Below are 18973 nucleotides of genomic sequence, written 5' to 3'. Positions count from 1 at the left end.
AGCTCGCAGGTCAGTAGGCTGGCCCCATGCCGGATCAGATAGCCGACCCCTCCGACCTGCGCGGCGACTGCGCGCAGTGCTTCGGGCTGTGCTGTGTCGCCCTGCCCTTCGCCCGCTCCGCCGACTTCGCGCTGGACAAACCCGCGGGCAAGCCGTGCCCGAACCTCCAGGGCGACCACCGCTGCGGCATCCACGCCGGCCTGCGGCAGAAGGGCTTCACCGGCTGCACGGTCTACGACTGCTTCGGCGCCGGCCAGAAGGTCTCGCAGGTCACCTTCGGCGGGCAGGACTGGCGTACGGGATCGACGGAGCACGCGCGCCGGATGTTCGACGTGTTCCCGGTCGTACGGCAGCTGCACGAACTGCTGTGGTACCTGACCGAGGCGCTGGGCCTGCCCGCCGCCCGGCCCGTCCACCCCGAGCTGCGCCGGGCGCTGGAGCGGACCGAGCGGCTGACCCGGCAGACTCCCGAGGAGCTGGCCGCGCTGGACGTGGCCGCGCACCGGCAGGAGGTCAACGTGCTCCTGCTGCGCACCAGCGAGCTGGCCCGGGCCGGCGTCGGCGGCAAGGGCAAGGGGAAGGGCCGGGGCAGGGACCGCAGGCGCGCGGACCTCATGGGCGCCCGCCTCAGGGGCGCCGATCTGCGCGGGGTGAGCCTGCGCGGTGCCTGTCTCATCGCCGCCGACCTCACCGGTGCCGATCTGCGCGGCGCGGATCTGATCGGTGCCGACCTGCGCGACGCCGACCTGACCGATGCGGACCTCACCGGCGCCTTCTTCCTCACCCAGCCGCAGCTGAACGCCGCGCGGGGCAGCGGGGGTACTCGTCTGCCGGCGTCACTCAGTCGCCCTGTGCACTGGACAGCGGCTCACTGACAGGGGTTCCGCGGGTCCGGCCGGGGTGTGGCGCTTCTCGCCGCCCCCCTTGAGGGCCGGCCGCCGCTCCAGCCGCAGCCGTAGCCCTTCGGGCATCAGCGTGAGCCGTTCGGCCACGGTCAGCCGGTAGCCCGGGTCGGCGTGCAGGTCGTAGCGGCGCAGCAGCAGGCCGAGGACCAGGGTCGCCTCGTGGAGGGCGAACTGGCGGCCGATGCAGGCCCGTGCGCCGGTGCCGAAGGGCTTGAAGGTGTGCGGTGGCCGGGCGCGGACGGCCGCCGCGGTGAAGCGGTCCGGGTCGAACCGCTCGGCGTCCTCGCCCCACACCTCCGGCTCGCGGTGCAGCATCGGCGTCAGCACCAGGGCCCACGCGCCCCGGCGCATCGGATGGTCCCCGGCGAGGACGGTGTCCCGCCGGGCCTCGCGGGCGAAGGCGGGCGCGGTCGGCCACAGCCGCAGCGACTCGTCCAGCACCCGGCGGACATAGCGCAGCTTGGCGACCTGGTCGTAGCCGGGTCGCGGGGTGTCGCCCCAGACCTGTTCGACCTCGGCGCGGGCCCGGGCGGCGATCTCGGGGTGCCGGGCGAGGTGGTGGAGGGCGAAGGAGAGCGCGCCGGAGGTGGTCTCGTGGCCCGCCACCAGGAACGTGATCACCTGCTTGCGGACGTTCTCCGGCGACAGCTTCTCCCCGGTCTCCGGGTGCGCCGTCGCCAGCATGCGGTCCAGCAGGTCCCCCTCGCCGCCGCCGGACCGGCGCCGGGCGGCGACCAGGGCGTCGACCGTGCGGTTGAGGAGGGTCATGTCGGCCGCGTTGCGCCGGGCGGCGGCGCGCAGCAGCAGCGGGGCGAGCGGCCCGGGCACGCTGTTGAGCCGTTGTGCGTAGCTGAGCGTGCCGACCATCGCCGTGACGAAGGGGTGCGGCCGGTCCCGCTCGAAGGAGCCGAAGTCGTGCCCGAAGCCGGTCCGGGCGATCGTCTCCAGGGTCAGCCGGGTCATGTCGCCCGGCACGTCCACGGTGCGCCCGGCCGCCAGGTGACGGTCCCAGTGCTCGGTGAGCCGGCCGGCGACCGCCAGCATCATCCCGTGGTAGCCCTCCATGGCCTCCCGGCTGAACCCGGGTGCCAGGACGTCGTGCGCCAGCTGCCAGTTGGGCTCGTGGTTGTAGGCGGTGAACAGGCCGTCGCCGGCCAGGGGCCGCAGATTGGCGACGCCGAGCCCGACGTGCTTGGCGAACCGGGACTCGTCGGCCAGGTCGGCGACGAGCCGCGCCCCCCACACGAACACGAACTCCTTGCCGAACGCCCGGCGTCGGAAGATCGGCCCGAGCTCGCGCGCGAAGCGCATCGAGTCCTGCAAAGGGCGGTGCCGGTCGGCGCCGAGCACATCGCCGAGCAGCGGCAGCCGGCGCGGCGGACGGGGGATGCGGCGCAGCTCGGGCCAGCCCTGCTCGGCGCTCCGGAAGCCCTTCGGCAGCCGGGTCTGGATGGTCTCCGTCGTCGCCGCCATGACGCGATCTCCCTTGGCGCAGCGGATGGTTGACGCGGTGACGCCCGCGTGTTGTACGTGGGTTCAATAACGCGTTCCAGTGTGGTGCCCTTGTTGAACCGACGTCAAGTAAAGTGACGCCATGCCCGCGAACCAGGGGGAGCGCGCCCGGCGCAGACTCAGCACGGAGGAACGCCGTGAGCAACTGCTGTCGGTCGGCGCGAGGCTGTTCTCGGAGAGCCCCTACGACGACGTGTGGATCGAGCAGGTCGCCGAGATCGCCGGGGTCTCGCGGGGGCTGCTGTACCACTACTTCCCGACCAAGCGGGACTTCTTCGCCGCCGTCGTGGAGCGGGAGAGCGCGCGCATGCTGCGCATGACGGCGGCCGAGCCCGGGGTGCCGGTGCGCGAGCAGCTCGCCGCCGGCCTCGACGTCTACCTCGGCTACGTCCAGGCGCACGCCCACGGCTTCCGCGCCTTCCACCGTGCCGACGCGGCCGGCGACCAAGCCGTGCGCCGGGTCTACCAGCGGGCGCTGGCCGCCCAGGAGAAGCAGATCCTGGCCGCCCTCGCCGCCGATCCCGAGTTCGGGCCGGCCGTCGAGACCGCCCCGCGGGTGCGGCTGGCGGTGCGCGGCTGGCTCGCCTTCACCACCGCCGTCTGCCTCGAATGGCTGCGCGGGGAGGGCGAGTTGAGCCGGGAGCAGGTGCGCGACCTGTGCGCCCGCGCTCTGCTGGGCGTCCTCGCTTAGACCCGCTGGGGCGGGAATGACTCCGTCAGCCGGTGCGGCGTGGTTGGCGTGCGCTCCGATCTTCGATAGGTTAGGCCAGCCTTACCTAATAAGGAGGTCTCGGATGGATGACACGCAGGACTGGACGGCCGCCCCCGGCGCGGCCGAACGGGCACGCTCGGTGCTGGCCGCCGCGTGGTCGTGCGCGGTGACCGCGGACGGCGTCCGCGAGGAGTACGTCGGCGCGCACACCGTGACCGAGGACGGCGCGGTACGGCTGGCGGTGCCCGACGACAGCGGCCTGTTCGGGGCGGTGCTGTGCGCCCCGCGCCAAGAACCCTCCGCCCTGCTGGAGTTCGCCGACGTGGCGCCCGTACCGGTGCGCCACCGCATCCGCGCCCGGCTCTTCCTGTCCGGCTGGTTCGCCCCGTCCGAGGGCACCCTCCTCTTCCGGCCCACCCGCGTGGTGCTGCGCCGGTCCGCCGGGGCCGTGGTGGTCGACCTGGACGAGTTCACCGCCGCCCGGCCCGACCCCCTGGCCGGCGCCGAGTCCCGGCTGCTCACCCACCTCGCCGACGCCCACCCGGACGCCGTCGAGCGGCTCACCCGCCTGGTGCGGCCCGACAGCCTGCACGCCGCGACCCGGGTGGCTCCGCTCGCCGTCGACCGGCACGGACTGACCCTGCGCATCGAACGCACCCGCGCCCACGGCGACGTACGACTGCCCTTCCACACACCCGCCGACGACGTCACCCAGCTCACCGAGCGCCTGCACGCCCTGCTCGCCCAGGCCGCCGCCGGCTGCCCCCGGGCGCTACAGCGGCAGCGCGCAGACGGCGACGGGTGACGCGAACGGCTCACCGGTCAGGCGGAGTTCACCGCTGTCCGGGTCGACGCGGAAGACGGTGACCGTGCCCGAGCGCTGGTTCGCCGCGAACAGCAGCCGGCCGTCGGGCGAGAACGCGATCTGCCGGGGGAAGTCCCCGCCCACCGGCACCGTGCCGAGCAGCCGCAGCCGGGCCCCGCCGGCCTCGACGGCGTACCGCGCGAGGCTGTTGTGACCCCGGTTGGCGAGGAACGCGTACCGGCCGTTCGCCGTCACCAGGATCTGCGCCGGATAGTTCGCGCCGCCGCCCGAGCCCGTCGGCTGCGGCTCGCCGATCGTCAGGCGCCCGGTTCCCGGCTCGTAGGCGCACACGGCCACGGTGTCGTCCACCTCGTTGGCCAGGTAGGCGTACCGGCCGCCCGGATGGAAGGTCAGATGGCGCGGTCCCGCGCCGGGCCGGGTCCGTGCCCGTGCCACCTCCGTGAGCGTGCCCTTCACCCGGTCGAGGCGGTAGGTGTAGACCGTGTCGGTGCCGAGGTCCACGGCGAGGACGTGGCCGCCGTCCGGACTCGTGAGGAACTGATGGGCGTGCGGCCCCTGCTGGCCGGGACCGGGCGGCGGCGAGCCGTGCGTGACCAGAGCGGTGCGCTCGCCCAGCGCGCCGGAGGCGTCGATCGGGTGCACGGCGACACTGCCCGAACCGTAGTCGGCGCTGAGCAGCCAGCGCCCGGAGGGATGCACCGACAGATGGCACGGGCCCGCGCCGCCGGTGCTCCGGGTGCCGAGGACACGCCGGTCCGCGAGGCGTACGGCCGTCACCCCGCCGTCCTCCCGCTCGTCCACCGCGTACAGCGTGCGGCCGTCCGGATGCACGGCGAGATACGACGGGTCCGGGACCCCGGTGAGCGTGCCCGACCCGGTGATCCGGCCCGACTCCGGGTCGTACGACGCCAGGCCGATGCCGGTGCCACCGCCCTCGACGGAGGTGTAGGTGCCCACGTACAGCGGGCGCGGGCCGGACGGCTTCCGGGGCGGCGGGGCCGCCTCCGGCTTGTCCCCCGTGGCCGGCGTGTTCGCCGGCGGGGCCGCGGGGGACGGCACCACGACGACCGCCGCCGTACCGGCCACGGCGCCGACGAAGCGGCGTCTGGTCCAGCCGCCGTGCTCCCGGTCCGGTCCCCGGTCCCGCCGGGGGAGGGGAGACCCCTCTCCAGCCGTCCGTGCCTCCGTGCCCATGCCGCTACCTCAGTCGTCGGTCGCCCCACTCGTGACAGCCACCTTGGCCTGTCGGTGACGCCAAGGGCAAGCCCGGCAACGGCCGTTGCACGACGCGCAACGCCGCGGTGCGACCGGTCCCGTCCTCCACCGGCTCGCCCGACGCGTCCTTCAGCGGCGTCACCTGGCGGGCGGGCGGCGCCTGCCACGGCTCCAGGACGGCCTCCGCGTCGTAGCAGTCGTACCAGGGCAGGCAGGCCCGTCCGGGTGTACGCCGCCCGGTCCCCTGGAGACGGGGGCGGTGCCCCGCCGGTGATCCGGCGCCACTCCGGGGCATGACCAGGTGCGTGAACACCCGCCCGGCGGGCTCCTCCGACCAGTCCAGCGGCCGGCCGTCCTGGTACACCACCTGCCGCATCGAACCGCCGACGCCGAGCCCCATGGCCGTGGCGCGCCACGGGCGAGCGGAGCCCGGCGGCTTCCTCACCGGTAACGCTCTCCGAACCCCGCGCGGTTCCGCCACAGCTCCTCCTGGACGCCGAGGCGGTCGCGCAGCCGGGCGAGCCGGGGCAGCTTGGCCCGCTGCCCGCGCGAGACCCGGTCCAGCTCCTCCAGCAGACGGCGGGTGCGGTGCTCGGTGTTCAGCTCGTCGATGATCCTGGTCGTCTCGGTCAGGACGGCCCCGAGCAGCTGCCAGTGCGCCCAGTCCTTGCGGATCTCCTCCTGAAGCAGCTCGGCCAGCCGGTCCCGGGTACCGGCCGCCGTGTGCAGTTCGGCCGACAGCCGTGCCTCCGCCGACTCGGCGTTCTCGCTCAGATGGGTCGTCACCAGTACCGCGAAGCTGACCACCGCGTCGGCGATCTCCGACAGCAGCCGCTCCACGGTCGCCCCCACCCGGGGCGGGAACAGTTCGTCCGACCCACGGGCCTTCGCGAGGTCCGTGAACGAGCGGGCCAGCACCCGCAGCACCACCGTGCAGATCTCCAGCGTGTCCAGACCCGTGCGCAGCACCACCCGGTGGAGCAGCCCCTCCTTCACCCGTGGATTGAGCCGCAGACTGTCCTCCGCCTGCCGCAGTGCCGCGTCCACCTGCACGATGTCATGGTCCAGCCGGCGCGCCTCGTGCAGCCGCTCGGCCGCCCGCTCCCAGGGGATCCGGCCCCCGGCCTCCTCGCCCATCCGCAGCATCAGCTGGCGCACCCGCCGGGCCAGGTCCTCGATCGACCGGCCGGCCTCGTCCACCCACACCGGGGGTGGCAGCAGCAGGTTGCAGGCGGTGCCGACGACGGCGCCGATCAGCGTCTCGACGATCCGCGCCCACGCGGTGAACCCGACCGTGGTGACCCCGAGCACCAGCATGGCGCTGATCGCCACCTCGGCGACGTACTCGTCGACGCGGACCAGGTGTCCCACGGCCAGCGCGGCGACGATCAGCAGTGCGAGGCTCCACCAGGTCAGGCCCACCAGCACGCTGAAGGCGATGGCCACCAGGACGCCGGCGACCACCGAGTTCACCCGGCGGATGCCGTTGGTGAGCGTGGCGTAGAAGGTCACCTGGACGACCAGCAGCGCGGTCAGCGGCGCGGTGAGCGGGGCCGGCTCGGGACTCAGTCTGAGGGCGATCACGTAGGCGACCGTCGCCGCCGCCGCCGACCGCAGCGTCTGGACGACCACCGGCTCCCGGCGGCGCTTCGCCAGACGCAGTAGTCCCGTGGTCAACTGTCGTTCGCGCATCCCTTGGCCTGTTCCCGTTCCTCGGGTGCGTCGAACGTAGCTGTTTGCGGACTGTGTCCGACTGTTTTTACGCCAGATGCTTACGCATACAGCTTGTCGATGAAGGCGGCCAGATTGCCCGTCGTGCGCGCGATCTGCTCCTCCAGCGTCAGGCTCTCCTCGAACCGGGTGCCGGACTCGGGGGCCTTCCTGCCGCGCACGTACAGCGAACAGGCCAGGTCGGTGCACATGTACAGCCCGACCGAGTTGCCCTCCCGGCCGGCCGCACCCGCCTTCCGCGCGGTCATCAGCGACACCCCGCCGCCGGGATGCGTGGTCAGGCACACCGAGCACATGCTCCGGTGCAGGAAACCGTGCCGCGAGGCCGGGAAACGCAGGGACACACCGACGAGCCGGCCCTCCCGCTCCGTGACCAGATAGCTGCGGTCGGGAGCACCCGGATCGCGCCAGCCGAGGAAGTCCAGGGCGTCCCAGGGGCGGTCGCCGAGATCGCGCGGGACGGCCAGACGCTTGGCCTCGCCCTTGGAGCAGTTGATAAACGAGTTGCGGATGTCCTGCTCGGTGAGCGATCTCATGGGGGGTCCTTCCGGATTACCAGTCGCGCGGGCGACCTAGAGCCTCTAGGTTAGCGGCTATCCTATTTAGCCGTGCGGGGGTGAGCCAATGGATTTCCGGTGCAGGCCGCCCGCGCTGCCGCAGCGTGCCCGGCGAGCGCTGGACCACGTCACCGGCACCGCGTCCGGTCCACCGCTCGACCCCAGCCTGCGCATCACGGTCAACTTCCACCCCGACCGGATCTCCGGCGGACTGCCGATCCTGGAGTCGCTGGCCCGGGACGGCGCGTACCACTCGCAGTTCGTCACCGGCACCAGCAACGGCGGCCTCACCGCCCACCCGGGCGGCGACCGGACGCGCTGGGAGAGCCGGATCTTCGGCGGCGCGTACGACGACGCCGACCCGGCCGAACGCCCGGTGTACGGCGCGCTGGACTTCCGGCACCAGGTGGTCGGCGCGGCCCCCCGCTTCGGCTCCTCGCACCTCAGGCTCTCCGGAGCGGTCCTGGCCCGGGCCACCTTCTGCTACCCGGACAGCGCGACCGAGCCCACCGACTTCGGCGTGGCCGGCGCCATGCCGCTGATCGCCCTCGCCGAGGCCGACGAGCAGGACGCCCTCAACGACTACATCGAGGCCCATGTGCACGGGGGCGTGCTGCTCGACCGGGACGTCGAGGCGCTGGTACTGGACGCCGGCTACCGGGGCACACCGGTGGAGACGGCCGCCCGGCGCCTGCCCTTCCCGCTCGCGTGGCACCCCGGCTACCGCCTCACCGTCCCCGCACTGCGCCGGCACGCCGGCTACCGCGGCCCGGAGTACGCCGACCTCGGCGCCCGCATCGCCGACCGCGGCCTCATCACCCCCCGCGTCATCGGCGACGCGGCCCGCAGCGCCCGGTACGACCTCCAGGCCCTCAAGATGGTCTGGCACACCCTGGCCCGCTTCGGATCCCCGGACGGCGCCGGAACGGCAAGGCTCCCCCCGCCGCCGGCGCTCCCGCCTCGCACGGACACCGCGGCCCACCCCGGAGGGCCTGCGGCCATGGCGCCCACGGGCGGCGCCGCCGCGGAGATCCCACCGGAGCGCTGCGGCTGAGGTCTCTGGGAGGCCTGTCGACGTGGCCGGTGCCGATCCTGCCGCCATGGCTTTCGCGGGTGTCGAACAGACCCCACCGCAACCGCCACCGGGGCGGGGGGACCGGTCCGGCGGCCACGGCCGGCGTGCCCCCGCCCCCCGCGACTACTCCAACTCCTCCGCACCGGCGGCCCGCACCGGCCACGCCGCCCTCATGGCGTACGCCCGCGCCCAGCCCTGCCGCGAGGCGTTCCGAGTGCCTGGCCGCCCGCCGTACGGCGCCCGACTCCCGGCGGAACTCCTCCACTTCGGCTGCGACGCCCCCGACGCCGACCACCTGCACGCCGAGGAGGCGCGGGCCGCCGGGCGGGCCGGCGCGGTCCCGCCGCGCCCCGCCTTCAGCGCCGCGCGTCCGCGGCGACGGCGCCCGGATGGCTCCCGGCGTCCGCGCGGCCTTCCGTACCCTGTACCGGGAACGGACCCCCGGCGCCGACGAGGCCGCGGCCGAACGGTGGCTCGACACGCTGGTGGCGGACGGGCGTTGTGTGGAGGACGTGTACGCGGCGGGCTGAGCCGCCGGAGGAGGGGCGCGGGGTGCGGGACACGGAGGAACGGGCCCGGCGGATCCTGGCCGCGGCGGGTCTGCCGCCCGCCCGGCCGGGCGGGGTGCGCCCGCTCGGCGGCGGCACCTACAACACCGTCGAGGAACTACGGCTCACCGACGGCCGCCGCTATGTGCTGAAGGTCGCGCCGGACGGGCCGGGCCTGCGCTACGAGTCCCGGCTGCTGCGCTCGGAGGAGGAGTTCCGCCGCGCTGCCGCCGAGGCCGGCGTCCCCGCGCCCCGCACCGTGCACACCGACGGCAGCCCCGCCGCACGGCACATCCTGCAGACCCACTGCCCCGGCACCCCCTGGGACGACTCCCTGACCGCCGCCGAACAGGCCGCCCTGCGCCGGGAGCCGGGCGGCCACGTGGCCCGGCCGCACCGGGTGACCGGCCCCGGCTCCGGCTACCCGTCCGGCGCCCTCGGCCCGCTCGCCCCCCACTGGAGGACGGCGTTCACCGCGATGACCGACGCCCAGCTGGCCGACGCCCGAGACTACGCGGCCGACCTGCCGTGCCCCGTGGACGAGGTGGCCCGCACCCTCCGGTCCGGCTACGACGTGCTGGAGGAGGTCACCGCGCCGCGCGCCGTCCACTTCGACCTGTGGCCGGGCAACGTCCTGGTCCACCGCACCCCCGCCGGGTCCCGCGTCGGCGGGCTCATCGACGGCGAGCGCATGTTCTGGGGCGACCCGGTCGCCGACTTCGTCTCGCTCGCCCTGCTGGACGACATCGAGAAGGACCAGGACTTCCTCGCCGGGTACCGGGACGCCGGCGGCCGGGTCTCCTTCGACCGCTCGGAGCGGCTGCGGCTCGCGCGCTACCACGCCTGTCTCTACCTGATCATGCTGGTCGGGACGGTGCCCCGGGCGGTCGACGCGGAGCGGCGGCGGTGGAGACGGGAGACCGTCGGGCCGGAACTTGTCGCCGCGCTGGACGAGATCAAACGCCTCAGCCTTAGCTCATAGCGTGAACTAAGGGTTGGGAGAATGTCGCGCCCCGGCTGTCCGAAGGGGTATGTTGCAGGTCGGGCAGGGTTCGTGAAGGGAGCCACATGGCGGCGCGCAACGGGCGCACGGTACGCGACCTGAGACGAGGCAACCGCACGGCGGTGCTCCAACGGCTGTACTTCGACGGCCCGCTCAGCCGGTTCGAGCTGGGCCCGGCCACCGGACTCAGCTCCGGCTCGGTCAGCAACGTGGTCGCGGACCTGATCGCCGACGGCCTGGTCGAGGAGGCCGGCAGCGTCGACTCCGACGGCGGCCGGCCGCGCACGCTGCTGCGCGTCGCCCCGCACAGCGGCCAGATGATCGGCGTGGACGTCGGCGAGACCCGCGTCCGCGTCGAGCTGTTCGACCTGGCCCTCACCGAACTGGCCCGCGTCGAGCGCCCGCTGACCCCGCAGGGCTACGACGTCGACGTCATCGCCGGACACATCCGCGACGGCGTCGCCGAGGTCCTCACCGCCGAACAGGCCGCCCCCGACCGGCTGCTCGGTGTCGGCGTCGGCGTCCCCGGCATCGTGGAGCACACCCCGGACCGGGGTGCCGTCGTGCACGGGCAGACCATCGGCTGGGACGCGGTCCCGCTGGAGCAGCTGCTCCGCTCGGCCTCCCAGCTCCCCGACGGGGTGCCGTACCTCATCGACAACGGCGCCAAGACGCTCGGCCAGGCCGAGATGTGGTTCGGCGCCGGGCGCGGCGCGCGCAACGCCGTCGTCGTGCTCTTCGGCTCCGGTGTCGGCGCCTGCCTGGTCACCCCCGAGGTGGAGCACGGGCGGGCCGTGGAGTGGGGCCACCTGACGGTACGGGTGCGCGGGCGCCGCTGCCGCTGCGGTGCGCCCGGCTGCCTGGAGGCCTACGCGGGCGCCGAGTCGCTGCTGGCCCGCTGGCGAGAGGAGGGCGGCCGACCGCCCGAGGACACCGACGAGGAGACCGCGCTCACCGCGATGCTCGCCGCCGCGTACCCGTCCGAGGGCGGTACGGCCGACCCGGTCGCGCTGGCCGTCCTGGAGGAGACCGCCGAATATCTGGGCGCCGGCCTGTCCGATCTGATCAACCTCTTCCAGCCCGAGCGGATCCTCATCGGCGGCTGGGCCGGGCTCCAGCTCGGCACGCGGTTCCTGCCCGCCGTACGCCGGCACGCGGCCACGTACGCCCTGCGGCACCCGGCCGACAAGGTGACCATCGATCTCGGCCGGCTCGGCCCGGACGCGGTCACCGTCGGCGCCGCGATCCTGCCGCTCGCCGACTTCTTCGCCAGCGGCGGGCGCCGCCCCGAACCGGCCACCGAGGACCGACTGCCCGCCTGGCGAGCAGCACTCCAGGAACGCGCCCCGCACTGAGGGAGCGAACCGACGTACCGACGTCCGCTGGGTGAGGTGCACGTGCCCTTGGCCGAGGCCGAGGGGGCCCACGCTCAGGCCGACGTCCGCGGGCTGAGGCCGATGCCCGCCGGGCTGAGCCCGAGATTCGCCGGGCTGAGGTCGCCGCGCCCTGGACTCAGGCCGTGCCCTGGAACTGGGCCGCCGTGCTCCCGGTCAGGCGCGGCCGGTCGGAGCAGTTGCCGTGTTCTGGGAGTGGGCCGTCGGGTGTCCCAAGTAGGGGCCGACGTCCTTCGGGTCCAGGCCGCAGGCTCGGGACTGGGCCGCCGTGTCCCGGGTGGAGGCCGACGTCCGCCGGGTCCAGGCCGCGGTGTCCTGGGTCAGGCCGACCTCCACCGGAACAAGGGCGTGCTGCCCCGCGCTCAGGTCGACGGCCCGGGCTCGGCCGGGGGCACCAGGCTCAGGCGGCCGGGTGCGGATCGGGCCGACGGCACACCGCGCTCAGGCCGACGGCACCGGGCCAGGCCGAGGTGTCCTGGGTCAGGCCGACCTCCGCCGGAACAGGGCGTGCTGCCCCGCGCTCAGGTAGAAGGCCCGGGCTCGGCCGGCGGCCCCCGCTCAGGCCGATGGCTCGTCCGGGCTCGGGTGTTCCGGGTGTACCGTGCCCGGCCGGGGGGCGCCCCGGGGGCCGGTGCCGGCTTCGTCCGTGTCCGGTACGGCGTCCTCGTCCGGTTCGTCGTCGACCGCGTGTCCCGGGGTCACGTCCCACGGGTCCTCGTCGGGCCCGGCCTGCTGGTCGGGCAGGTCCCGGGGCACCGGCCGCTCCTCGGCTCCGGACCCGGAACCGGGTTCCCGCACCGCCATGGTCCTCTCCGCTCCTCGTCGCTCGCTCGATGCTCCGGATGCGCTCAGCCGACCTTCCGCCCGCGCATCGGCTCGGTCTCCATCCCGCCGCCCTTCCGCAGGCCGTCGAGGAACTCCTGGATCACCTCGGTCGCCGTGTGCCGGGGCTCCCAGCCCAGTTCGGCGCGCGCCCGCGCGCAGTCCATCAGCGGCAGCCGCAGCACGGCGTCGAAGAGGTGCGGGGAGGCGGGCAGCAGGTGCAGCCCCCAGGCGGCGGCGATGGCCGAGCGGGCCGCCGTACGCGGCAGCCGTACCGGCCGGGAGCCGAGCAGTTCGGCGAGCACACCGGCGTCCAGTGGGGGATCGGCGGCCAGGTTGAAGGCGCCCCGGGCGCTGTCCGAGCGCACCGCGAGCCGGTAGGCCTCGGCGGCGTCGTCCGTGTGCAGTGCCTGTACCCGCAGGCCGGGGATGTCCGGCAGGAACGGCAGCAGGTCCGGCCGGGCGAGCGGACCGGGCAGGAACCGCCCGCCGAAGATCCGCCGCTGCTCGCTCGCCGACTCCCGCTTGAACAGGAACGCCGGGCGCATCCGGACCACCCGTACTCCGGGGTGGTCGCGCTCGAACACGTCCAGCGTGCGTTCCAGATAGGCCTTCTCCCGGCAGTACGCGGCGTCCGGCCAGCCGTGCGTCGGCCAGGACTCGTCCACAAGGCGGTTCTTCGGTCCCGGCGAGTACGCCCCGACGGAGGAGGCGTGCACCAGCACCGGCACCCGGGCCGCGGCGACCGCCTCGAACACCCGGATGCCACCGAGCACGTTGGTCCGCCAGGTGGTGGCCGGATCGTGCGTCGGCTGGAAGGCCCAGGCCAGATGGATCACGGCGTCGGCACCCTCGAACCGCTCGGCGAGGTTCGCCTGGTCCCCGGCCAGGTCCACGGCGGACCACTCGGTCTTCGGCGGCGACCACTCGGGCGTCCGCCGGGCCAGCCCGCGCACCGACTTGATGTCGGGGTCCTCGGAGAGCAGGCGCACCACACTCGTCCCGACGTTGCCGGTGGCGCCTGTCACGACGATCCTGCTGCCCGCTGAGCTGCTCACCTTCGGCTCCTCTCGTCGGCGCGGCGGAGGCTGCGACGAGCGGCCGGGTACCCGGGCGCCGCGTCCGCACACGCGGCACGGGGCCGCATGAGGAAGCCCCGGCCGTGACGGGGGAATCACGACCGGGGCGGTCAGGTGGTGGGGGCGGATGGCGGTCGCCTCTCGGCGAGACGCTCCACAGGGCTTCAGCCGAACGATCGTCCCTGTGGGCAAAAGGTGAGGCCCGGGGACACTGTCCCATCCGCACCCACGGTTTGTTCAACGGGCAACCACCCCCAGGTGTTCCAGCCCCCTACGTGACGTGCGTCACCACAGGAACCGCTCAGGCCAGCGGGCTCCCGGCCAGCCGCGCCAGCAGATCCGCGGGGTCCGCGTACACCGCCTCCGCCCCCGCCTCCTCCAGGTCGGCCCGGGGGATCCCGCCGCACAGCACGCCCACACAGCGCACCCCGGCCTTGCTGCCCGCCCGCATGTCCCACACGGTGTCCCCGACGAACACCGCCCGCGAGGCCGGCACCCCGGCCAGCTCCAGCGCGTGGTGCACGGGCTCCGGGGCCGGCTTGCCCTCCCGCACGTCGTCCGCGCTCGCCGTGGCCGCGATGGCGTCGTCCGCGTCGATCGCCCGGCGCAGCGCACCCAGCTCGGCACCGCTCGCCGAGGTGGCGAGGACGACCGTCCAGCCGTCCCCGTGCAGCCGCCGCAGCAGCTCGCCGGCCGCCGGCAGGGCGGGCAGCCGGTCGAAGTACTGGCCGTACAGCGCCGTGTGCGCGGCGCTCAGTTCGGCGTCCTGGTCCCGGTCGCGGTCGTCGCCGAGCAGATGGGCGACGAGGTCCGTGGAGCCGAGGCCGACGGCCCGGTGCACGGCGTGCATGGGCACCTCGTGGCCCGCCTGCCGGAAAGCCTCCCACCAGGTCACGACGTGCAGGTGATTGGTGTCGACGAGGGTCCCGTCGACGTCGAACACGGCGGCACGGTCCATCCCAGGTCCTTCCTGTCAGCCCCACATCCTCGCTGTCAGCGCCAGGTCGTCGCTGTCAGCTCCCGGAGCGGGTACCACGCCCGGAACCCGCCACGCGTGCCGGCAGCCGCCCCTCGCGCGTCCAGCCCAGCAGCTCATCGGCCGACCAGGTGGTCACCACGCGGTCGGGCGGCACCCCGCACTCCTCGGCCCGGGCGCAGCCGAGGATCTGCCAGTCCAGCTGGCCGGGCGCGTGGGCGTCGGTGTCCACCGAGAACAGCACCCCGGCCTCGACCGCCCGGCGCAGCAGCCGCCGGGGCGGGTCCAGCCGCTCCGGACGGCTGTTGATCTCCACGGCGGTCCCCGACTCGGCGCACGCGGCGAACACCTCGTCCGCGTCGAACTGCGACTCGGGCCGCCCCCGGCCCGTCACCAGGCGCCCGGTGCAGTGTCCGAGGACGTCGGCGTGCGGATCACGTACGGCGGCGACCATCCGCCGGGTCATGGACCGGGCGTCCATCCGCAGCTTGGAGTGGACCGACACCACGACCACGTCCAGCTGCTCCAGCAGCTCCGGTTCCTGGTCCAGCGTGCCGTCCTCCAGGATGTCGCACTCGATGCCGGTGAGCAGCCGGAATGGCGCCCAGCGCGCGTTCAGCTCCGCGACCACCGCCAGCTGCTCGCGCAGCCGCGCGGGCGACAGTCCACGGGCCACGGTCAGCCGTGGCGAGTGGTCGGTGAGCGCGGTCCACTCGTGTCCCAGCCCGGCCGCCGCCCGCCCCATCTCCTCGATCGGGCTGCCTCCGTCGGACCAGTCCGAGTGCGTGTGGCAGTCCCCGCGGATCAGCGCCCGCAGCTCTGCCCCGGCCCTCTCGGCGCCGGCCGACGCCCCGGCCTCCTCCTCCAGCTTGCGCAGGTACCCGGGCACCTCACCGCCCAGCGCCTCCCGCACCACCTGCGCGGTCTTCGGCCCGACCCCCTTCAGCGACTCCAGCGTCCCGGCGGCGGCCCGTTCCGCCACCTCGCCCTCGGGCAGCGCGGCCAGCGTCCGGGCGGCGGTACGGAAGGCCCGTACCCGGTAGGTGGGCGCGAGCGCCCGCTCCAGAAGGAACGCGATCCGGTCGAGGGCGGCGACGGGGTCCATGAGAACCAAGGGTGCACCAGGCGCCCCTGAGGGGCGCGGGGAACAACGCGCGCACCCGTCCACGCACCGCGGCCCGCGACCGCCGGCCACCACGGCGGCGCGTCCGTTTGTCCCCACCGCCTCCGGGTACTGCGTGACCCGTCCACGTGACCCACCGTGAGGAGGTTCGTCATGTCCGTACCGGATGCGCAGCGCACAGCCGTGGTGACCGGCGCAGACAGCGGCATCGGCCGGGCCACCGCCGTACGGCTGGCCGAGGCGGGCCTGGACGTCGGCATCACCTGGCACACGGACGAGAAGGGCGCCGAGGAGACGGCGCAGGAGGTCCGCGCGCACGGCCGCCGTGCCGCCGTGAGCCGGCTGGACCTGACCCGGCTGCCCGAGGCGGCCGACGCCGTGGACGGCCTGTGCGAGGAACTCGGCCGGATCGACGTCCTCGTCAACAACGCGGGTACGGGCACGATGACCCCCTACCTCGACCTGACGCTCACGGATGTGCGCCGGGTCCTGGACGTCGACCTCGTCGGCCCGTTCCTGCTCGGGCAGCGGGCCGCGCGGCGCATGATCCGGCAGGGCGACGGCGGCCGGATCGTGAACGTCACCTCCGTGCACGAGCACCAGCCCCGGGTCGGCGCGGCTCCCTACTGCGCGGCCAAGGGCGGGCTCGGCCTGCTCACCCAGGTGATGGCGCTGGAGCTGGCCGAGTACGACATCACCGTGAACGCGGTCGCGCCGGGCGAGATCGCCACCCCGATGACCGGCCAGGAGGACACCGACGTGCGCACCGAGCGCCGCCCCGGCGTGCCGCTCGGCCGGCCCGGTGACGCCCGTGAGGTCGCGGCCGTGATCGCGTTCCTCGCGAGCCCGGACGCCTCCTACGTCACCGGCGCCTCGTGGACCGTGGACGGCGGCATGCTGCGCATGGGCCCGCAGGCCGGTTCCCATCTGACCAGCGACGACTGGCGCCGGCCCTGAGGCGCCGATGAGGCACCAGGGAGGCCGAGGGTGACGCTGCGCACCAGTTCGTGCGACGGCTCGGCTGCACGCGCATCCGCCGCGGCCGGGGCTTCCGCTACGTCGACAGCGCCGGCGAGCCCCTGACCGACCCCGGGCAACTGCCCCGTATCCGCGCCCTGACCGTCCCGCCCGCCTGGCGGGACGTGTGGATATGCCCCTGGCCCAACGGCCACCTCCAGGCCGTCGGCACCGATGACGCCGGGCGCCGGCAGTACCTCTACCACGAGCGGTTCCGGGCCGAGCAGGACAAGGCCGAGCACGAGCACGTGCGGCAGGTCGCGCGGGCCCTGCCCGAGCTGCGCGCCAAGGTGGCGCTGGATCCGGCAGGGCGCGGACTGAGCCGGGACCGGATCGCCGCCTGCGCGGTCCGCCTGCTCGATCTCGGTTTCTTCCGCGTCGGCAGCGACCGGCACACCCGCACCAGCGAGACCTGCGGCCTGACGACCATGCTCCGCGAGCACGTCAGATGCGCACGCGCGAGCCACCTTCGGCTACCCGGCCAAGGGCGGCACCGAGACGGTCCGCGCCCTCGTCGACGAGCAGGTCCACGCGGTGGCCCGGGCCCTGCTGCGCCGCCCGCGCGGCGGCGACCGCTTCCTCGCCTACCGGGACCACGGCGCCTGGCACGACCTGCACAGCGACGACCTCAACGAGGCCCCGCGCCGGCTGTCCGGCACCGACGTCACCGCCAAGGACTTCCGCACCTGGCACGCCACCGTGCCGGCCGCCGTGGCGGTGTCCGTGGCCGCGCGCGACGCCCGGGCGACCGAGGCCGCCCGGCGCCGGCAGATCGCCCGGGCCGTCCGCGAGGTCAGCCACTACCTGGGCAACACGCCCGCGGTGTGCCGGGCGTCGTACATCGACCCGAAGGTCTTCGCGCTGTTCGAGCAGGGCGTGACCGTCGAGGCGGCCGTACTCGATCTTCTGGACGGCTCCGGTGGGTGACCCGTCGGCGCGGGTTGCGTTCTACCCTCGATTGCATGACCGAACAAGCAGCTCCCCACATCTCCCGTCCGCGGATCCTGGTCCTCGGTGTGTGCCCGGGCCGGCACGGCGAGCCGCCCTTCCGGATCATGGAGATCGACGGTCAGGTGGTCGGTGAGGCCAGGACCATCACGGACGTCCTGGAGACGGCCGCCTCCTACGGCATCCCCATCCACGACCTCGACGACCCGGACGCGGTCCGCTGGGTGGGCGGCGACAAGTACACCTGGACGCTGCACTGACCGGTCGGCGCGGTGGGCTCAGCCGACCGTCCACTTCTGGTTGGCGCCGCCCGTGCAGGTCCAGATCTGCAGCCGTGTCCCGTTGGCCGAGTTGTTGCCGGTGACGTCGAGGCACTTGTTCGCCTGCGGGTTGACGATGTCGCGGGCCGCCGGGAGGGCCCACTTCTGGGCGGCGCTGCCGTTGCAGTCCCATAGCTGGACGGGCGTGCCGTCGGCGGTGCCGCCGCCGCTGACGTCGAGGCACTTGCCGAGGGCCCGGAGCGTGCCGTCCGAGCCGACCGTCCACGCCTGCGCGGCCGTGCCGTTGCAGTCGTAGAGCTGGACCGGGGTGCCGTTCGCGGGGTTGGCGCCGGCCACGTCCACGCACTTGCCCGCCAGGCCCCGGATCGGCACACCGGCGGCGCTGTCGCTCGTCGTCACCGACACCGAGTCCACCACCAGCGCTTGCGGGAACTGCGTGGAGCCGTCGGGGTCGCCGGGCCAGTAACCGCCGACCGCGAGGTTCAGGATCAGGAAGAACGGCTTGTTGAACACCCAGGTCTTCCCGCCCAGGTCCGCGGGCGTCCGGCGCTGGTAGACGTTCCCGTCCACCGACCAGGTGATCGAGTCGGGCGCCCAGTCGACGGCGAAGGTGTGGAAGGCGTCCGCGAAGGCCTGCCCGTTCGGCAGCGAGTAGGCCGCGCCTATGCCGCCCGAGCCGGAGTAGCCGGGGCCGTGGATGGTGCCGTGCACGGTCGAGGGTTCGAAGCCGACGTTCTCCATAACGTCGATCTCACCCGAGTCCGGCCAGTTGACCGGTGTGCCGAGCATCCAGAACGCGGGCCACATGCCCTGGCCGCGCGGGATCTTCATCCGCGCCTCCACATGGCCGTACTGGGCGTTGAACTTCCCGGCCGTGTTCAGCCGGGCGGAGGTGTACTGGCAGCTGCCGTACCAGCACTGGTAGCCGGCCGGGTTCTCCTTGCGGGCCGTGATCACCAGGTGGCCCTGGCCGTCCAGGGCCGCGTTCTTCGTGCCCGAGGTGTAGTACTGCCGCTCGTGGTTGTTGACGTTGTCGCCGGTCTCCAGGGTCCACTTCGAGGAGTCGACCGCGGCGCCCGCGGGCCCGTCGAAGGTGTCGGAGAAGGCGGTGACGGCCGCTGCCGCGGGAGCGGTGGTGCCGGCCCGCGCGGGACCGACGGCGGCAGAGCCGATCAGTGCCGCGGACAGGGCGGCCAGAAGACATCTGCGGAGCAGGCGTGGGGAGGCCATGACTCTCCGTTCGTGTGGG

Annotated in this window: 18 protein-coding genes and 3 pseudogenes; 10 read left to right on the top strand and 11 right to left on the bottom strand. The window is 74.1% G+C overall.

Translation table 11 applies throughout. The annotated features are described in order from the left end of the window. Positions 1–26: 26 nt before the first annotated feature. Complete coding sequence (locus AB0L21_RS14625) at positions 27–875, top strand: pentapeptide repeat-containing protein (protein WP_365784241.1); 849 nt, start codon at positions 27–29, stop codon at positions 873–875. On the opposite strand, the gene AB0L21_RS14620 is transcribed toward AB0L21_RS14625, so the two are convergent. After that, the gene (locus AB0L21_RS14620) at positions 837–2378 is read right to left on the bottom strand and encodes a cytochrome P450 (RefSeq protein ID WP_365784239.1); all 1542 of its coding nucleotides are present in this window, start codon (positions 2376–2378) and stop codon (positions 837–839) included. The two genes, AB0L21_RS14625 and AB0L21_RS14620, sit on opposite strands and share 39 nt — an antisense overlap. A gap of 121 nt (positions 2379–2499) precedes the next feature. Here AB0L21_RS14620 and AB0L21_RS14615 point away from each other — a divergent pair, with 121 nt between their 5' ends. Beyond that, positions 2500–3108 (top strand): TetR/AcrR family transcriptional regulator, encoded by a 609-nt coding sequence (locus tag AB0L21_RS14615; protein ID WP_365784237.1) that lies wholly within the window; start codon positions 2500–2502, stop codon positions 3106–3108. Positions 3109–3211: 103 nt separating this feature from the next. Next, the gene (locus tag AB0L21_RS14610) at positions 3212–3934 is read left to right on the top strand and encodes a DUF2470 domain-containing protein (protein WP_365784235.1); all 723 of its coding nucleotides are present in this window, start codon (positions 3212–3214) and stop codon (positions 3932–3934) included. Here the strand turns inward: AB0L21_RS14610 and AB0L21_RS14605 are convergent. From AB0L21_RS14605 to AB0L21_RS14590, 4 genes and pseudogenes are all read right to left on the bottom strand, one after another. Continuing rightward, complete coding sequence (locus tag AB0L21_RS14605) at positions 3902–5041, bottom strand: lactonase family protein (protein ID WP_365784343.1); 1140 nt, start codon at positions 5039–5041, stop codon at positions 3902–3904. The genes AB0L21_RS14610 and AB0L21_RS14605 overlap by 33 nt on opposite strands. 112 nt (positions 5042–5153) lie before the next feature. Next, positions 5154–5594 (bottom strand): annotated as a pseudogene (locus tag AB0L21_RS14600) (hypothetical protein); the annotation flags it as partial. Between the two features lie 17 nt (positions 5595–5611). Next, positions 5612–6862, bottom strand: coding sequence for an aromatic acid exporter family protein (locus AB0L21_RS14595; protein ID WP_365784233.1), 1251 nt, complete (start codon positions 6860–6862; stop codon positions 5612–5614). A gap of 80 nt (positions 6863–6942) precedes the next feature. Beyond that, entirely contained in the window at positions 6943–7437 is a 495-nt protein-coding gene (locus AB0L21_RS14590; protein ID WP_365708409.1) for an FBP domain-containing protein, read from the bottom strand. Between the two features lie 88 nt (positions 7438–7525). Here AB0L21_RS14590 and AB0L21_RS14585 point away from each other — a divergent pair, with 88 nt between their 5' ends. The 4 genes and pseudogenes from AB0L21_RS14585 to AB0L21_RS14570 all read left to right on the top strand — a co-directional run bounded on the left by AB0L21_RS14585 (position 7526) and on the right by AB0L21_RS14570 (position 11439). Next, positions 7526–8512: a DUF3626 domain-containing protein gene (locus AB0L21_RS14585; protein ID WP_365784231.1), complete on the top strand. Its 987-nt coding sequence runs from the start codon at positions 7526–7528 to the stop codon at positions 8510–8512. Positions 8513–8768: 256 nt separating this feature from the next. After that, a pseudogene (locus AB0L21_RS14580) lies at positions 8769–9063 on the top strand (hypothetical protein); the annotation flags it as partial. A gap of 22 nt (positions 9064–9085) precedes the next feature. After that, entirely contained in the window at positions 9086–10063 is a 978-nt protein-coding gene (locus AB0L21_RS14575; RefSeq protein ID WP_365784229.1) for an aminoglycoside phosphotransferase family protein, read from the top strand. Between the two features lie 86 nt (positions 10064–10149). After that, a complete protein-coding gene (locus tag AB0L21_RS14570) occupies positions 10150–11439 on the top strand; it encodes an ROK family transcriptional regulator (RefSeq protein ID WP_365708413.1) in 1290 nt (429 codons plus the stop codon). Between the two features lie 195 nt (positions 11440–11634). On the opposite strand, the gene AB0L21_RS14565 is transcribed toward AB0L21_RS14570, so the two are convergent. The 5 genes from AB0L21_RS14565 to AB0L21_RS14545 all read right to left on the bottom strand — a co-directional run bounded on the left by AB0L21_RS14565 (position 11635) and on the right by AB0L21_RS14545 (position 15460). Then, a complete protein-coding gene (locus tag AB0L21_RS14565) occupies positions 11635–11814 on the bottom strand; it encodes a hypothetical protein (protein ID WP_365784228.1) in 180 nt (59 codons plus the stop codon). 222 nt (positions 11815–12036) lie between these two features. After that, positions 12037–12282, bottom strand: coding sequence for a hypothetical protein (locus tag AB0L21_RS14560; protein WP_365708415.1), 246 nt, complete (start codon positions 12280–12282; stop codon positions 12037–12039). A gap of 44 nt (positions 12283–12326) precedes the next feature. Then, the gene (locus tag AB0L21_RS14555; protein ID WP_365708417.1) at positions 12327–13358 is read right to left on the bottom strand and encodes an SDR family oxidoreductase; all 1032 of its coding nucleotides are present in this window, start codon (positions 13356–13358) and stop codon (positions 12327–12329) included. Positions 13359–13680: 322 nt separating this feature from the next. Next, positions 13681–14337, bottom strand: coding sequence for an HAD family hydrolase (locus AB0L21_RS14550; RefSeq protein WP_365784226.1), 657 nt, complete (start codon positions 14335–14337; stop codon positions 13681–13683). A gap of 55 nt (positions 14338–14392) precedes the next feature. Next, positions 14393–15460 (bottom strand): PHP domain-containing protein, encoded by a 1068-nt coding sequence (locus tag AB0L21_RS14545; RefSeq protein ID WP_365784224.1) that lies wholly within the window; start codon positions 15458–15460, stop codon positions 14393–14395. Positions 15461–15631: 171 nt separating this feature from the next. Between AB0L21_RS14545 and AB0L21_RS14540 the strand changes: the two genes are divergently transcribed. From AB0L21_RS14540 to AB0L21_RS14530, 3 genes and pseudogenes are all read left to right on the top strand, one after another. Beyond that, positions 15632–16435 carry an SDR family oxidoreductase gene (locus AB0L21_RS14540; RefSeq protein WP_365708423.1) on the top strand — a complete coding sequence of 268 codons (804 nt, stop codon included), beginning with the start codon at positions 15632–15634 and terminating at the stop codon, positions 16433–16435. A 30-nt stretch (positions 16436–16465) separates the two neighbouring features. Beyond that, positions 16466–17422 (top strand): annotated as a pseudogene (locus AB0L21_RS14535) (DNA topoisomerase IB). Between the two features lie 35 nt (positions 17423–17457). Further along, positions 17458–17703, top strand: coding sequence for a hypothetical protein (locus tag AB0L21_RS14530; RefSeq protein ID WP_014676612.1), 246 nt, complete (start codon positions 17458–17460; stop codon positions 17701–17703). An 18-nt stretch (positions 17704–17721) separates the two neighbouring features. Here AB0L21_RS14530 and AB0L21_RS14525 read toward each other — a convergent pair whose 3' ends face one another. Next, complete coding sequence (locus AB0L21_RS14525; RefSeq protein ID WP_365708427.1) at positions 17722–18954, bottom strand: family 16 glycosylhydrolase; 1233 nt, start codon at positions 18952–18954, stop codon at positions 17722–17724. Positions 18955–18973: the final 19 nt, after the last annotated feature.

This window comes from Streptomyces sp. NPDC052721 (genome assembly GCF_040678315.1).
GTDB lineage: Bacteria > Actinomycetota > Actinomycetes > Streptomycetales > Streptomycetaceae > Streptomyces.
This window is presented reverse-complemented; position numbering and strand designations above follow the sequence as displayed.

Bases quoted from the DNA above. Each gene is read 5' to 3' on its own strand.
- AB0L21_RS14625 (WP_365784241.1), top strand. From the start codon at position 27: ATGCCGGATCAGATAGCCGACCCCTCCGACCTGCGCGGCGACTGCGCG.
- AB0L21_RS14620 (WP_365784239.1), bottom strand. From the start codon at position 2,378: ATGGCGGCGACGACGGAGACCATCCAGACCCGGCTGCCGAAGGGCTTC.
- AB0L21_RS14615 (WP_365784237.1), top strand. From the start codon at position 2,500: ATGCCCGCGAACCAGGGGGAGCGCGCCCGGCGCAGACTCAGCACGGAG.
- AB0L21_RS14610 (WP_365784235.1), top strand. From the start codon at position 3,212: ATGGATGACACGCAGGACTGGACGGCCGCCCCCGGCGCGGCCGAACGG.
- AB0L21_RS14595 (WP_365784233.1), bottom strand. From the start codon at position 6,862: ATGCGCGAACGACAGTTGACCACGGGACTACTGCGTCTGGCGAAGCGC.
- AB0L21_RS14590 (WP_365708409.1), bottom strand. From the start codon at position 7,437: ATGAGATCGCTCACCGAGCAGGACATCCGCAACTCGTTTATCAACTGC.
- AB0L21_RS14585 (WP_365784231.1), top strand. From the start codon at position 7,526: ATGGATTTCCGGTGCAGGCCGCCCGCGCTGCCGCAGCGTGCCCGGCGA.
- AB0L21_RS14570 (WP_365708413.1), top strand. From the start codon at position 10,150: ATGGCGGCGCGCAACGGGCGCACGGTACGCGACCTGAGACGAGGCAAC.
- AB0L21_RS14560 (WP_365708415.1), bottom strand. From the start codon at position 12,282: ATGGCGGTGCGGGAACCCGGTTCCGGGTCCGGAGCCGAGGAGCGGCCG.
- AB0L21_RS14550 (WP_365784226.1), bottom strand. From the start codon at position 14,337: ATGGACCGTGCCGCCGTGTTCGACGTCGACGGGACCCTCGTCGACACC.
- AB0L21_RS14545 (WP_365784224.1), bottom strand. From the start codon at position 15,460: ATGGACCCCGTCGCCGCCCTCGACCGGATCGCGTTCCTTCTGGAGCGG.
- AB0L21_RS14540 (WP_365708423.1), top strand. From the start codon at position 15,632: ATGTCCGTACCGGATGCGCAGCGCACAGCCGTGGTGACCGGCGCAGAC.
- AB0L21_RS14530 (WP_014676612.1), top strand. From the start codon at position 17,458: ATGACCGAACAAGCAGCTCCCCACATCTCCCGTCCGCGGATCCTGGTC.
- AB0L21_RS14525 (WP_365708427.1), bottom strand. From the start codon at position 18,954: ATGGCCTCCCCACGCCTGCTCCGCAGATGTCTTCTGGCCGCCCTGTCC.